The 14103-nt window shown below is 47.5% G+C and carries 13 protein-coding genes, 1 pseudogene and 1 riboswitch; of the genes and pseudogenes, 2 read left to right on the top strand and 12 right to left on the bottom strand.

Annotation, left to right across the window (positions count from 1 at the left end):
* Window positions 1–2: 2 nt before the first annotated feature.
* Complete coding sequence (locus QNH46_RS06265; RefSeq protein WP_283927348.1) at window positions 3–1007, bottom strand: LacI family DNA-binding transcriptional regulator; 1005 nt, start codon at window positions 1005–1007, stop codon at window positions 3–5.
* An 86-nt stretch (window positions 1008–1093) separates the two neighbouring features.
* Entirely contained in the window at window positions 1094–2983 is a 1890-nt protein-coding gene (locus QNH46_RS06260; protein ID WP_283927347.1) for a cellulose binding domain-containing protein, read from the bottom strand.
* A gap of 676 nt (window positions 2984–3659) precedes the next feature.
* Here QNH46_RS06260 and QNH46_RS06255 point away from each other — a divergent pair.
* Window positions 3660–3890, top strand: coding sequence for a hypothetical protein (locus QNH46_RS06255; protein ID WP_283927346.1), 231 nt, complete (start codon window positions 3660–3662; stop codon window positions 3888–3890).
* A 100-nt stretch (window positions 3891–3990) separates the two neighbouring features.
* Here QNH46_RS06255 and tyrS read toward each other — a convergent pair whose 3' ends face one another.
* The 5 genes from tyrS to QNH46_RS06235 form a co-directional block, all read right to left on the bottom strand.
* Window positions 3991–5250 carry a tyrosine--tRNA ligase gene (gene tyrS / locus QNH46_RS06250; RefSeq protein ID WP_283927345.1) on the bottom strand — a complete coding sequence of 420 codons (1260 nt, stop codon included), beginning with the start codon at window positions 5248–5250 and terminating at the stop codon, window positions 3991–3993.
* A 650-nt stretch (window positions 5251–5900) separates the two neighbouring features.
* Complete coding sequence (locus QNH46_RS24560) at window positions 5901–6002, bottom strand: SHOCT-like domain-containing protein (protein WP_430691884.1); 102 nt, start codon at window positions 6000–6002, stop codon at window positions 5901–5903.
* Window positions 6003–6084: 82 nt separating this feature from the next.
* On the bottom strand, window positions 6085–6375 hold the full coding sequence (locus tag QNH46_RS06245; protein ID WP_283927344.1) for a hypothetical protein: 291 nt from the start codon (window positions 6373–6375) through the stop codon (window positions 6085–6087).
* Window positions 6376–6832: 457 nt separating this feature from the next.
* On the bottom strand, window positions 6833–7312 hold the full coding sequence (locus tag QNH46_RS06240) for a GyrI-like domain-containing protein (RefSeq protein WP_283927343.1): 480 nt from the start codon (window positions 7310–7312) through the stop codon (window positions 6833–6835).
* Between the two features lie 83 nt (window positions 7313–7395).
* On the bottom strand, window positions 7396–8298 hold the full coding sequence (locus tag QNH46_RS06235; protein WP_283927342.1) for a helix-turn-helix transcriptional regulator: 903 nt from the start codon (window positions 8296–8298) through the stop codon (window positions 7396–7398).
* Window positions 8299–8423: 125 nt separating this feature from the next.
* Between QNH46_RS06235 and QNH46_RS06230 the strand changes: the two genes are divergently transcribed.
* Window positions 8424–10805: a polyprenyl synthetase family protein gene (locus QNH46_RS06230; protein WP_283927341.1), complete on the top strand. Its 2382-nt coding sequence runs from the start codon at window positions 8424–8426 to the stop codon at window positions 10803–10805.
* 123 nt (window positions 10806–10928) lie between these two features.
* On the opposite strand, the gene QNH46_RS06225 is transcribed toward QNH46_RS06230, so the two are convergent.
* From QNH46_RS06225 to QNH46_RS06205, 5 genes and pseudogenes are all read right to left on the bottom strand, one after another.
* Entirely contained in the window at window positions 10929–11342 is a 414-nt protein-coding gene (locus QNH46_RS06225) for a (deoxy)nucleoside triphosphate pyrophosphohydrolase (protein WP_283927340.1), read from the bottom strand.
* Between the two features lie 118 nt (window positions 11343–11460).
* Window positions 11461–12459 (bottom strand): EamA family transporter, encoded by a 999-nt coding sequence (locus QNH46_RS06220; protein ID WP_283927339.1) that lies wholly within the window; start codon window positions 12457–12459, stop codon window positions 11461–11463.
* Between the two features lie 78 nt (window positions 12460–12537).
* Window positions 12538–12648: riboswitch (purine riboswitch) on the bottom strand.
* A gap of 261 nt (window positions 12649–12909) precedes the next feature.
* Window positions 12910–13238, bottom strand: a pseudogene (locus tag QNH46_RS06215) (pyruvate kinase); the annotation flags it as partial.
* On the bottom strand, window positions 13181–13627 hold the full coding sequence (locus QNH46_RS06210; RefSeq protein ID WP_283927338.1) for a type II toxin-antitoxin system death-on-curing family toxin: 447 nt from the start codon (window positions 13625–13627) through the stop codon (window positions 13181–13183). The pseudogene QNH46_RS06215 and the gene QNH46_RS06210, both read right to left, overlap by 58 nt.
* A complete protein-coding gene (locus QNH46_RS06205) occupies window positions 13628–13927 on the bottom strand; it encodes an AbrB/MazE/SpoVT family DNA-binding domain-containing protein (RefSeq protein ID WP_244996629.1) in 300 nt (99 codons plus the stop codon).
* Between the last annotated feature and the right edge of the window lie 176 nt (window positions 13928–14103).

Raw genomic sequence — 14103 nt, 5'->3', positions numbered from 1 at the left:
ACTTACTTTTCTCGGCAGGAATCCCGTACAATGAGCCGATGGGCCATTTTTTCTCGTAAAATGTCGATGCTTCCCGTCGTGACCAGTTCATGCACCTTCTCTGCCGCACGATAACCCAACTCGTAGATCGGCTGCGCAATCGTCGTCAGCTTTGGAATATACATGCTCGCTACCCGCAGGTTATCGAAGCCTATAACGGATACTTGCTCCGGAACGCTGATGTTCCGATCGTTCAAATAAGATATCGTCCCCATCGCGAACTCGTCGGCTACGCAGAAAACCGCGGTGATGCCTGGGTGCTCCGCAAACAATTCGCCGGCCGCCTCATACGCATGTTCAAAACGGTGGTTCGCATATTTGACCTTCTCCACGTTTTGCTCCAGCCCGCAATCCGTAAGCGCTTGCACAAAACCTTCAAAACGTGGCGGTCCAGCTATGGAATTCTCATGGTTGAAGCCAATCATGCCGATGTCAGTGTGGCCAAGACCAATTAAGTATTTGACCGCATCATATGCCGCCGCCTTATCATCAATCTCCACGCTCGGGATGTCATATTCATAGGAGTGGGAGGAAACAAGTACAAACGGGATTCGGCTGCCGGCCAGCTTCTCATAATACTCTGGAAAAATAATGTCACTAGCAAAAACGATGCCATCCACCTGTTTCTCATGAAACGCGTCGATGTAAGACAGCAGACGATCCTTGTCGCGGTCCGTATTGCAAATCATAAGACTGTAGCCAAGCTTGATGCAAGCATCCTGCACTCCCCGAATGATGCCGGAATAGTAAATGTTCTCGATATCAGGGATCAGCAGGCCCAGCGTAAATGACTTTTTGTAAATCAAGCCCCGAGCAAAAGAGTTCGGCTGATACTGCAGCTCCTCGATCGCATCCAACACCCGCCTCCGTTTACTCTCAATCACTGTATCCGGGGCGTTCATAACACGGGATACCGTGCTGATGGATACTCCTGCCATCTTGGCAACATCCCGAATTGTAGGTTTCATCTTCGTCGACTTCCTTTTTTGAAAAGCTTTTCAACGCCATTATAGCAAGCCCTTTTTATTTTGACAACAACTTTTTAAAAACGCTTTCAAAATGAACAACCACATCGCCCATGAACCAAAATTTCGCGAAAGAAATAGCCTTGTGCTCCTAGAGAGAACAAGGTTATTTCTTGTTTAGATCCAATTTCGATTAAGGCTCGATTCCCCCAGACCAGTACTCCGTTGTTGTATAATGTTACTTTGTTCCAGTCGGTGTATGAAGTCTTGGTGGCATCGAAGGAGTAGTCGTTGTTCTCATTAAAGTTGGACCAGTCGGATTTGGACATCCGCAGTTGAATGTCCCCGGTCTGCCCGCCGGGAGCAATAGAGCCTGCTGCGGCCGTGAAGCTGAGCTCGACGTAGGTGTCTGCATGAGTGCCAGAAACACTGCCGAAGGCCGTTTGAATGTTGCTTGACCCCACCTGAGCCCAATCGATCCAGGCGTTCATCGTTTGATTGCCGTCTTTCGTAAAGTAATAGCGAAGCTTCAGGCTGCTTAGATTGACGGCGCTCGTTCCGTTATTTTTGATGTTAAAATACGGTTTGATTTGATTATCGCTGGAGTTTGTATCCCCAGCCCGATATTGTAAAACGAGGGAGCTGGAAGGTACTGGCGTACCTTGCGGAGTTACGCTGGCCTGCGTGGAATTGGAGCTTGTTCCGACGCTATTCGCGGCGCTCACCACATAATAATACGTATTGCCGTTCGTCAATCCCGTATCCGTATAGCCGGTAGCTGCAACGTTGCTGGCAATCGTCGTGTAAGGCCCGCCGCTGACTGCTGCTCTCTTGACCGCATAGCTTGTCGCTCCGGAGGAAGCATTCCAGCTCAATACGGCTTGTCCATTCCCTGCCGCAGCTGTTAAGCCTGTTGGAGCGGCCGGTGCTGTTGGCACCGGAGGATTCCCGTTATCCGGAACCGGCTGATAACCAGGCGTTGTGTAAATTCCGCTAAGCTGAGATGTAGCGAGTGTGCCATAGGTGCTGTTCACTACGGTTTTACCCCAATCCGTCAAGCTTCCCGCCGGGCCCGTTGCCAGATCCAAATATTCGACGCCTCCGCCGTTGCCATACCAGGACCAGGCCAGCCAGCCAACGCCTTTCTGCTGGGTATAGCTCAGGATGGTCGCCTCATCCACATCGCCGCTGGAATGCTTATGTCCAAATTCGCCAATGATGACGGGAATATTCAGGGCCAGGGCATTGTCAATGTTGCTCTTTACCGTTGCGGCATCGCCGCCCGCATATTCGTACATATGGATAGAGAAGATCATATTTTTCAGCGGATCGGTGCTCGCAACAGCCAATCCTTTCTCAAAGATCGAGTTCGGATATTGTCCCCAGCCTGCCGCATCCACAACGAGCGTGTTCTTAATGCCTGCATTGCGGAGAGCCGGGATCGCCGCCTGATAACCGCTTGCCCAGCCATCCGAGCTCCATGACCCGAACCATTCATTGGCAATGTTGACGATGACGCGATCCTCTTTTCCGATTAACGCATCTTTAATGCTGATCCAATAGTCAACGGCACGATTCAGCGTTGAGGCAGAATCCGAGCCTGTCGCATCATGTACTTCGAGCATCGTAATGAGATTATATTGATCACATAAGGCGATGATATTCTGGACCGAAGCGACATCGTCCCTCGTCCACTGTCCCCCATCCGACAGTACGATTCTTACGGTGTTCGATCCTGTCGCGGCGATCGCGGGTATAGCGGCTGCTAAATCATTCTTGAACCAGGTGTGAGCATGATTGACCCCTCTCATGACAAATGGCTTGCCCGTTGCATCATAAAGCGTCGTACCGTTCACATAGAATCCCTTTACAGGCGTAGCTGCCGCGGATGCTTGCCCGCCGGAAACAATAGCCGAGGCTGTGATAACGGTCATAGCAAGAAGCATTGTAGCAAAAGACTTCAACAGTTTTCTAGCCATAAATAGAACCCTCCAATTCAATAGTTTGGATGATAGGTAAGCGCTTACTTGATTGGCGTTACTACGAAGCTCCTTTCTGCGGAAAAGTAGATAGAAATGGAAATTACAATTCTCATCATACATTAACTGTAAAAATAATTCTATAGTTTATTATATTTTGTTAGCATTATTATAATAACAAACCTAGAGCTATGGTGACAAAGAAGGATGCCCCAGCCACTAAATGAATAGTTTACGGGGCACCCCTCACCTATGTATGTATGTATGTATGATATGTTGACTATTCTGCTAATACAGGTTCCTCTGTCTCAGCATGACCTCAGGCGGCGAATCGGTTTGGCGGGTAAAACAGCAGCAATACTTCTATAGTCAATCTATTTAAAAATGGAGACATGTTCCCTGTTGAGCTAACTACTCTGGAAGATAGCCGGCATAGTAGATCGTCGACCTTCTGAATAAGCAACTGCGAGTGGATATATGAAAGTGAAACAGATCAGTATTTGCTAATCTTCCTTGATACGGGAACTGTATTCCCCCTAAGAGGCTGCTCCCGCAAGATGATGCTTCCTCAGGGCTCAACTCTACTATTTGTCCATTTTCTTCTCTTTTCGGAACGATCACTCCTACGCCAACATATTCTGGAGTATGCCATTGCGTTCCAAAGGAGTGACTGCGTGTGAAGCGTGTGAGACCTATAAAAAAGCATGTAAAGCAGTCGGCAAGAAAGCATGCAAAACCCGTAAAAATACGAAGTATAAGCGGTCGCCATGGCAGTTCGATTTCAACGACCCGAAGAAACGAAATCGCGCTGCTTTCCGCCATTTTGTTTCTAATCGCCGCCTCACTTAGCTTATATGTCGCCTGGAATGATTTGCAATCCGGCGGCACCTCCGAAACGCTCATCTAACCTACGCAGAGACGCCAAGATAACTCGGCGTCTTTTTGCATAAAAAGCAAAAGCACAGCACCCTCCCGCAGGAGACTGCTGTGCCTTTCGTTTCGTACCCCTAAACCAATTTCACCAAATGGTATTTCTTCTTCCCTTTGCGGACGATGATGAAGCGGCCTTCGATCGCCAGATCGGCCGTAATCTCGAACTCCAGCTCATTGACCCGCTCCCCGTTCAGAGAGATGGCCCCGCTCGTAATATCCTCGCGCGCTTGGCGTTTCGAGGGTTCAATGCCTACGTCAACGAGCCAATCGACGATATTCTTGGATTCTTTGGCTGCTTCGAAGGTCGGCATTTCTTTGAAACCTTGTTCGATTTCATCAGCAGTCAGAGACTTAATATCCCCGCTGAACAGAGCGGCGGTAATTCGCTTAGCCTCAGCCAGCGCATTCTCGCCGTGCACGAACCGGGTCATTTCTTCGGCCAGCGTAATTTGCGCTTCGCGTTTATGCGGCTCGGTCTGTACCTTCTCAGCCAGAGCCTCAATCGCCTCTTTATCGAGGAACGTGAAGTATTTCAGGTATTTAACGACATCGCGGTCATCGGTATTTGCCCAGAACTGGTAGAACTCGTACGGTGTCGTTTTCTTCGGATCAAGCCAGACCGCGCCGCCGGCCGTTTTGCCGAATTTCGTGCCATCGGCCTTCAGCATGAGCGGAATCGTTAAGCCGAAGGCTTTCGCTTCCGGGCCTACTTTTTTGCGAATGAGATCCAGCCCGCTTGTAATATTGCCCCATTGATCGGAGCCACCGATTTGCAGCTGAACATCCTCTTCCTGATACAGATGCAGGTAGTCCATCGACTGCAGAATTTGATACGAGAACTCCGTGAACGAAATTCCGCTATCCAAACGGCTTGCTACGACATCTTTGGCCAGCATCGCATTGATGCTGAAATTCTTCCCGTAATCCCGCAGAAAATCAATCACGTTCAACTGATGCGTCCAATCGTAGTTGTTCACCAGTCTCAGCTCATTGTCCCCGTCGGTCATAAACAGCTTCTTCATTTGCGCAGTCAGCGCCTCAACGTTAGCCTGTACCTGCTCCATCGTCTGCAGGCTGCGCTCGGTCTGACGGCCGCTTGGGTCACCGATCGTTCCGGTTGCGCCGCCAATGAGAATGACAGGTTTGTGCCCTGCCAGTTGAAATCTTTTCAGCACGATAAAAGGAATCAAATGCCCGATATGCATGCTGTCTCCCGTCGGGTCCACCCCGCAATACAAGGAGATCGCCTTCTCCTCGGTCAGCTTGCGGAGCCCCTCCGCATCCGTCTGCTGATTAATCGCTTCGCGCCATTCCAATTCATCGATAATATTCAACATCTTCAGCTCCCTATACTCCATAAAATAAAAAACGTCCCCTAGTCTGTTTCAGACTAAAGGGACGATTGAATTAACCGTGTTACCACCCAATTTGTACGATGATCTCAACATCCGTCAGCCGGATTCGCCATCATACCTCTCTCAGCTCGCTATCGTGAGCCAACCCGCTTGGCATTACCCAAGATACTCCGGAGTGTAATTCGCAAGGGATCAGTAATGCTGCCAGGTCGCATCGACCCCTGGCTTTCTGAGAACAGTGACTGCCCGCTACTTCGTTCCATCATCGTAATTGACATATAAGTTTACAGAAAGTATAGTGAATTGATTTTCGATTGTCAAATGTATTTTTCCCCTGAGGAAAGGAATCATAGATCTTTGGTTATCATGATATCCATTTCCTTCTGCTGACGCTTACGGAGAGATTTCCGGCCTCTTGCCCACTCTTCTACCAAAATAATCAATCCAACTAGAAGTAATACAATATACGCAGTCTTACTTTCAATTCTATTGGTTGTAAACATCCATGTTATCACAGCAGTGAACACTAGAGGGATGATGGCACCGAGTATGAAACTATTCCTGCTAGCCATAAAATACTGAACAGCCGACATACCAACAATGATGAAAAACACCGTTAAATCCGGCGTCTATATCCCTCTCCACTCTGCATTATATTTCTCGATAATAAGTCGTGCATCTTCTAAGGTAATACGTTCCTCAATGGCAAGTTTCTTAACGAAATTAACCAAAGGTTGTGAATTCTCGTCCTGAGCTAGTAAGAAGGGGCTGTTTTAGCCCCTTCTTCATCGTATTAATCGGTAGAGAATTTCCTTAGCTCGACTGCTTGCCGTCAATTGCACACAACAATATGCTGGCAGCAAGACCAAAGCGGCGATCAAGCGTGTGAGACGGGTCGGTGGAGAAATCCACATTAATTTTCGTGACAAACGAATTGAAATTTTGCTTAAAAGTAGTCACCGTACTTCCATTTATTTCTACGTTATAAGTTTGCGGAATTAAGCTGCTGAGGAACCGCCGCAGCAGTGCTAGTAGCCTGCTATCCTCTTTGATCCGCCCGATCTCGGCCTCGCCCGCATTCAGTATGATCCATTCATCTTTCAAAATAGACTTAAATCCCTTTCTGCGCATGCTTCCGACATGCTTGATTGGCATTATAAATATGGAACCTGGCACCCAGTACGGAGATTATCTTTTGCTTTTCGCGATGGCCTCCCATGAGCTTTATTATTGTTTATAATACGACAAGCTAGAGGCTCTGTATATAAAGTCGAAATGTGTTGTCCCAGTGGACTTTTCATGCCGAAATGTCTTTCAAATAGTGGACACCTGAAATATATCTGCGCCATCTGGGATCATCTATATATAGATTTTTATAATATTCAAACACAATATGTAGTCAGCGCTATGCGTTGGATGATGATCTCCCTAGTGTCCACATTTGCATGGACATTCACTATTAAAACGTCCGCGATGTACGCACAAAAAAACCATCCCCCTCTAATGTAATAACGAAATCCCCGCCCCACATTCAATTCAATTCAATTCAATTCAATTCAATTCAATTCAATGCAATATAAATGTGAATTTCGGCGTTATCCATGTCTCCACCGCTTTGATACTCTTCAAAATCGCAGCTGAATTTTCTATCCAGCTCCATCGAACACAGCTTCGTCCAAAATTCAGCCACCGCCTGCTGCATATGACCTTGCACAATAAATTTTGCATACTTCCCCGCAGGGATCGTTTCGATCTGAATCTCCGCCTCTTCTAAACTTTGTTTGGCATCAGAGTCCCCCGCTCCTTGCACTTCGCAGCATACGATCACATCATATTCGCCATGAACATCCATCTCATAATGGGTGTATAAGCCAATGCTTTTATCATTCCTTTTGCCAGGTATCGCGTGATAGATTCCATCCTGATAAAACCGCTGCCAGAGCTCACCTATCTTTCGGCTCATAAGGGGATCGTTGTTACTGGTTCTGATCCGGAGTCCTGCGACTGTTTTTTCCTCTACATGTACTATTTCATAATTCATGGGCAATACCTCGTTTCATTTGATTTTGAGGTCAGTATAGCAGCCCTAATTTGACAACAGCATGTCATATTATAAAAACTAGCTCATGAATATTTTCTTAAACTCGCCTCCAGCTTTTGCTTTATAATATTCCGGACATGCTCCGGTTCTATCACCTCAGCAGCAGCACCGTAAGACAAAATGTACCCGTACACCCACTCATCCTCGACATAAGTAACCTCTACAATAAAGCTTCCGTCCGGAAGTTTAGTTATTCCATTCTGGTCAAATTCGTCATAGACCCTATAAGCCATGCTGGACTCCATTTTTAAAACAAGCTTTACCGTTCTATGATTTATATTGGAGGGATAACTCCAGACTTCCCCCAGCTTCTCTCTGCTAAATGTTTCTTGAGAGCAAGCCAGATTTTTGATTCGGGTCACCTTGAACATTCTGAAGTCATTTTTCAACCTGCAAAATCCATAAATATACCAGCCTTGCCCTTTAAAAATCAGCTTTACAGGCTCTGCGATTCTCTCGGTTTTTACTCCATAGGAACTATAATAATCAAAGGCCACTACATTTCTGTTTAAAATCGCCGTTTTCAATAAGTTGAACTTCTCCTGCTCCGAAGCATCAGAGCCCCACCGGGAGAAATCGACATCAATCCAGCTGGTGGACTCTTTGTTGAATATGGCTGCGAGCTTACTCAGCACGGGCTCCACATCTGGAACATTCAGGGCATTCAAGCCTTGAAGCGAAGAGAGGATGTCCACCTGTTCCTTGTCTGACAGCATCGATTTGCCCAGCACAAACTGATCAAGCAGACGAATACCTCCGCCCTTCCCCTTACTCGTATATACGGGGATTCCCGCCGCACTCAATGTATCTATATCGCGGTAAATCGTCCGCTGCGATACTTCGAACTGCTCGGCCAATTGCTTGGCGGTTACCTGCTTTTTATCCAATAAAATATAAACAATTTCAAGCAGCCTGTTTATTTGCATCACTGTCACCCCAGCCTATTTTACCAAAGTGTATGGGCCGATGTTGTAACCAATAAGTTTCTTTCACGTATATGATGTAAGCATCATCCGTCCACTAAACAACTAGAAATTGAGGGAAGCCAACAATGAATGAGGTAATTACAATTCAAGCCAATACAGGGTATAAAAGGGCTGAGCAGAAGGCACTTGAGTATTACGCATCTCTGCAAATGCGGGCTATGAATCATACGTATGTTCAAACATTGACAACTGATATTCAACGGTGGAAAAAGAGCCATGTTCCCCGCTTCTGGCATTCCTGGCTTCCACGCGGCAGCAAGACGCCTGATGCACTGGGCTATCATCAATATATCAGCTGGCTGAATCGCTCCGGCAAATTGGACGGCTATCTGGATCGAAGCATTTCTTATATTTACATGCGTGACTTGGGCAAAACCCTCGATTCTCCAGATACCCTGGCTCGCATAGAGCGTACAGCAGCGGATGTTAAAAGATACCTGCTTCGCTACACCAGTACCAAACAGGGAGACCCTCCAGAATTCATGAATATGGCCGGACTATACCGATGGGCGCAGAAGGAGAACATAGAGGACGCCGTTATCTGGCTAATCGAAAAACTGAACCGCGTATCCACCCATATCCCTCAGGGAATGGATGCGGAGCATGCCCAGAGAAAACTGATGAAAATCATCATCGGCGTCGTGCTTCATGTCATGGATGAGATGAACGATAGCCTGCCGGCTGATGAGCGCTCGAAACGGCTTGATGAGGCGATCCGCCTCGGTTACTCCTATGGACTGACCTATCCTTTTATTGACGATCTCCTTGATTCAGAAATTCTAAATACCGGGGAGAAGGAACAATATTCCCGCATGATCAGAACTGCACTGCTTACCGGCTCTGTTCCGGAATCCGGAGAGTGGGACGGCGAGAACAGGGACTTCATCCAGTATGTATATTCAGAGCTTCGGGAAGCTTTTGAATATATTAGAAACTCCCAGTCGCCGAAAACCATCAATATCTTTTTTGAGCAAGCCTATGTATTTTTCCATGCTCAGCATCTGGACCGTGTCAAGGAGCTGTCCCATCCTGCCTACACCAACGAGGAGCTGTACCTGCCTGTTATTCTGAAATCCTCTTCTTCCCGATTGATTGTCCGCTCCGTCATTGGCGCACCCGAGGATGAAGGCTTCGAGCAGCGGACGTTCTACTACGGGATCTACAACCAGCTCGCTGATGATTTTGCGGATATGTTCGATGATATGAAGGCCGGTGCCGTGACGCCCTACACCTATTATTTGCAGCACAGCAAGCAGCGTCCGGACCTGATGAATCCGTATGAATTGTACTGGACGGTCATTTCCTATTTGATCCACGACGTGTATCGTTCAGATGCCAGAACACGGGACATTATCCTGAATCGTGCCATCAACGGATTAAAACGCTTCAAGGATCGCCTTGGGGAAGCGAAATACAACGAAACCATGAGCATCTTTACCTCGGGAAATCCGGAATTCAACCGGCTCATCCAGCGTATGGTTCAGCAAGCGGACGATGTGGACTTTCTTGACAAGCTGCTTCGGGATCAAATCATCACTGTACTGAGAAACAGCCGCAAAGAGAAGGATAGCTTCATCGATACGATTCATTCTGTCCGCCGCGAGATCAATCAACAATTGCAAATTCCTAAAGCGGGAGAAATGCCGCCCGTCACAAATTCGCTAATTGATGCCGCGAACTATAGTCTTCAAGGAGACGGCAAACGTCTTCGGCCTATTTTAACGTGGGTCATGGGGGTTAATGAATATGGCCTGGAGCCCGCGGCGATCATGCCGCTGCTGAAATCATTGGAGTATATGCATACAGCCTCTTTGATTTTCGACGATCTGCCCTCACAGGACAATGCGCCTACCCGCCGGGGACGCCCGACTCTTCATCAGGTTCATAATAGCGCCACCGCGGAGCTGACGGGGCTGTATCTGATTCAGAAAGCCGTTGAAGAGCAGTCCTCCCTGAGCGGTTTTGAGGCCACGGCCGTACTCGCCTTGATGCGATATTCATCCCAAAAGGCCGGCGAAATCTGCATGGGTCAGGCCATGGATTTAGAAGCCAGGGGACAATTGTTAACCCTTGAGCAGTTGAATACGATATGCTTCTACAAAACAGGGATCGCCTTTGAAGCTTGCCTGGTGATGCCTGCCATTCTGGCTCAAGTCAACGAGGCGGAAATAGCATCATTAAAGAAATATGCCTACCATGCAGGCATCGCCTTCCAGATTAAGGATGACTTGCTGGATTCGGAAGGTGAAATCAGCTTATTGGGAAAGCCTGTTCGTCAGGACATTGAAAACAATAGTTCGACCTTTGTAACCCTTCTAGGTCATGATGGTGCCCGAAGGGCGATGTGGGAGCACTATTGCCGGGCCGTGGAAGCATTGAACGATATACCCCGGAACAACGTTTTTCTTAAGCACTTATTACATTATATGGTGAGCAGAGATAAATAAAGCGATAACAGCAGATCATTCTGTACGTTAGAACGTCGTGAGGTGAGGATTCGTGTGAAAGAGATCGAATATCCGATCCATGACGTCTAACGTATTTTTTACCTACTAGAAACTTGTTCATTTTTAAGCTTTGCTGGATGATTGGTCTGGGTTTCCTCCCGCACTAAGCTTCCGGACAAACACCTTATCCGCCTCAGCGAACTCAAATAAACCAAGCTCACTCTTGGCGATCCAGCAGTATTCATCATGGTCGGCTAATGTAATTGTCCCGGCCTGATATGCTGCCTTCCAGGCAAACAGCCGGATATGCACATCTCCATACCAGTGGTCATTGACGCCAACAAATTCATACGGTTCAATCGTAATATTCATTTCCTCCATGAGTTCCCGGCGAAGGCACTCTTCACCAGACTCGCCTTCTTCGATCTTTCCGCCCGGAAATTCCCACAGCCCCGCTTGGGACTTCCCTTCTTTTCGGCGTGCTATTAGCAGTTGCCCTTGTTCATTCTCAATGATTGCTGCCGCTACTTGGATCATACTGCTCTCACCTCTCGTTAATTCTGGCACAAGTATACAACAAAAAACACACCCTCCTCCAATCGAACCAGTCGATCTAAGGATGGTGTGCTGACACCGACATAAATGTACAACGACGCTAAGTTAACCGCCCTGCGGTTCTTGCTCGCATTTTATAGAGTTCCGGCAGCATGACCCCAAGCAGCACGATGATGACCCCGCCCCATTGCAGCATTGTCACGTGCTCGCGAAGAACGAACGAGGAGAGCAGCACGGCCACCGGAAGTTCGGCAGCTCCGAGTATGCCCGCCATTCCCTCGCCGATGTGAGGCACGCCGACCGCGAATAGCACTGGAGGGATAAAGGCTCCAAACAAGCCAAGCAGGAAGCCGAACAGGAGCAGTTGGCTCCACAATAAGCCGTTAAACAAAAAGTACGGCGGAAACAAGATGAACACAAGCACCAGCCCGCCGGTAATCATCCAAGCGCTGCGGTAAGCCGGGTGAACCGACGGTATCGCTTTACCGCTAAATAGAATAAACAGGGTGTAGCTGACAGCCGATAATAGTCCCAGCGCAATGCCAATCGCGGGGAAACTTGTCTCCTTCTGCTCCATAAGTCCAGCAGCGAGCAGCGTACCTCCGAGCAGCAATACCAAAGTAAACAGCATAATTCCATTTGGGCGCTTCCGCTTGCTAACCGCTTGAATTAAAACACTGATCCAAGTGAATTGAAACAGCAGCACAATCGCCAGCGAAGCCGGAATATAGCGCAGCGAATGATAGTAGAGCAATCCCGTGATCGCAGTAGGCATCCCAGCCAGCATCAGCAGCAATCTATGCTTCCAGATCAGCTTCGGCGAATGTTTTGCCGTTGCTTCCGATTTCATTGAACCTGCTGGACCTGCTGTCAAATCTGCTGCCGACTCCGCTGCTGCCCCCAAACGCTTGCCCTTGCTGCGTTCTTTCCAGGCCGTATACATGGCCAGCAGCCACGCCAAGATGCATCCCGTCAACAACTGTGTGCCCACCACTTCGCCAAGCTGATATCCTTGGCCATATGCGAGTACAACAATCGTCGACAATATGCCGTAGCTGCTCGCTCCAATTAATACAGACAATAGGTATTTCATTTTCATTTCCTTGCAAATCCTCCCCAACGTATATCAAAATAAGCCCAGAAACGCAAAAAATCCTAGCTGCGAAATAAGAATCGGCAATACCGTTCTCATTCTCGTAGCTAGGAAGTTACGGCTTCCAGTAGAAACCCTCGCTCCGATTTGGTGTTAGTTCAGCGAGGTTATACGAAAAATAATCTATGCGATGCAATTGTCACACTCATGCCTGGCAGCTGCAGCAAACCACAACGTAATAACCAAGACACATCTTACACGACAAGCAGGAGGCTGTCAATCCTTTTAAGATGGCTCCAAAACCAGACTCTTCTGGTGCATCCTCCAGATTTAATTTTAAGGCTTCATCATGCCTTGACCTGCTGAATCTGGATCAGGTTGGTCGTCCCCGCCTGCCCCAGCGGCAAACCGGCGGAAAGTACGACCGTGTCGCCCGGGTTCACATAACCTGTCCCCAGCGAAGCGCTCCTCCAGAATCCGCCGTACTTCCCGAATATCATCGCCCTTGCGGACAAAAGAGACGGCGATCATCTCGGTCTCCTGTTCCAGTCCGAAGCCGATATGGCGGATATCCCTTTCCGTCACCCCCGTCAGAGACGTATGAATTCCCGGCAGGTTTACACCCTTTCGCGGCTTTAGTTGGCCTCCGCTTTTGATGAGACAACGAATTTCTGTACCTTCGACATCCATGACGCTCAGACGCTCAGCTCAATCAGGCCGTCCTCGATCAGAATGCGGTCATTCTTCCGGACGACCGAGGGCATTTCCGCGTAGTTGACCGAAATCCCTGAATACAATGCTCACCAAAAATATGTGCAATATCTTCAAGGGAGTACTTTCCGGTTACGATATCAACCATGAAGTTAACTGCAAAGCTTCTCTCCATTTTCAAATGATAACCATTTATAAGCAGAAAGGTCTTAACAGACAAATAAGCAGTGCGCTTATTGCCGTTGTGGAAGCAATGATTTTTAGCTAAAGAATCGACCAGTTCAGCTGCTTTATCAAACAATGACGGGTAAGCATCCTCATGAAATACGGTTTGCCCCGGTCGATGGATCGCTGACTCAAGCAAAGAATAATCTTTAACCCCTGCTTGCTCCAAATCCTCCATCTGCTTCATCATAAAATAATGCCCGGCAACGACTTCTTCCTTGGTTAAATACTTTACCATTTACCGGTCCCTTAAATCGTCTAAGATGTCCCGATCCTCGTTGAAAATATCATAGAAAGCTTCGAGCACTTCTGGGCGAACATGATCTGGCAGCTTTGTCGGAATAACTTTTCTAAGGACCACTTCGCCTTTATTATTCTCTATAAATTCAATTTCATCGCCTTGCCCTACATTAAGCTTTTCTGCTAAAGCCTTTGGTATACTAACTCCCAAACTGTTTCCCATCCGGCCTATTTTACGTGAATATCTCATAGCCTTTGATCTATTCGTAGTTCTATCCACCTTAGCTACACCACCCAACGCAGTATCCTCCTCAATAGTATAATCATCGCACGATTAGTTATACCTTATAACTGTAATTACATAATAACGTAATAACTCGAATTCATGTAAAATATAGCAATAAAGCGAGATCGAGTAGTAACAATTATAACGATGTATACTTTGAGATAGCCAATTTTTTTTAAAGAATGAAC

This window comes from Paenibacillus woosongensis, assembly GCF_030122845.1.
GTDB classification, from domain to species: domain Bacteria; phylum Bacillota; class Bacilli; order Paenibacillales; family Paenibacillaceae; genus Fontibacillus; species Fontibacillus woosongensis_A.
Note: the sequence above shows the minus strand (reverse complement) of the source record. Positions and strands in the feature narration are given on the sequence as shown.

Excerpts from the sequence above, each read along its gene's own strand:
- QNH46_RS06265 (WP_283927348.1), bottom strand. The coding sequence starts at position 1,007 with ATGAAACCTACAATTCGGGATGTTGCCAAGATGGCAGGAGTATCCATC.
- QNH46_RS06260 (WP_283927347.1), bottom strand. The coding sequence starts at position 2,983 with ATGGCTAGAAAACTGTTGAAGTCTTTTGCTACAATGCTTCTTGCTATG.
- QNH46_RS06240 (WP_283927343.1), bottom strand. The coding sequence starts at position 7,312 with ATGAATTATGAAATAGTACATGTAGAGGAAAAAACAGTCGCAGGACTC.
- QNH46_RS06235 (WP_283927342.1), bottom strand. The coding sequence starts at position 8,298 with ATGCAAATAAACAGGCTGCTTGAAATTGTTTATATTTTATTGGATAAA.
- QNH46_RS06230 (WP_283927341.1), top strand. The coding sequence starts at position 8,424 with ATGAATGAGGTAATTACAATTCAAGCCAATACAGGGTATAAAAGGGCT.
- QNH46_RS06225 (WP_283927340.1), bottom strand. The coding sequence starts at position 11,342 with ATGATCCAAGTAGCGGCAGCAATCATTGAGAATGAACAAGGGCAACTG.
- QNH46_RS06220 (WP_283927339.1), bottom strand. The coding sequence starts at position 12,459 with ATGAAAATGAAATACCTATTGTCTGTATTAATTGGAGCGAGCAGCTAC.
- QNH46_RS06210 (WP_283927338.1), bottom strand. The coding sequence starts at position 13,627 with ATGGTAAAGTATTTAACCAAGGAAGAAGTCGTTGCCGGGCATTATTTT.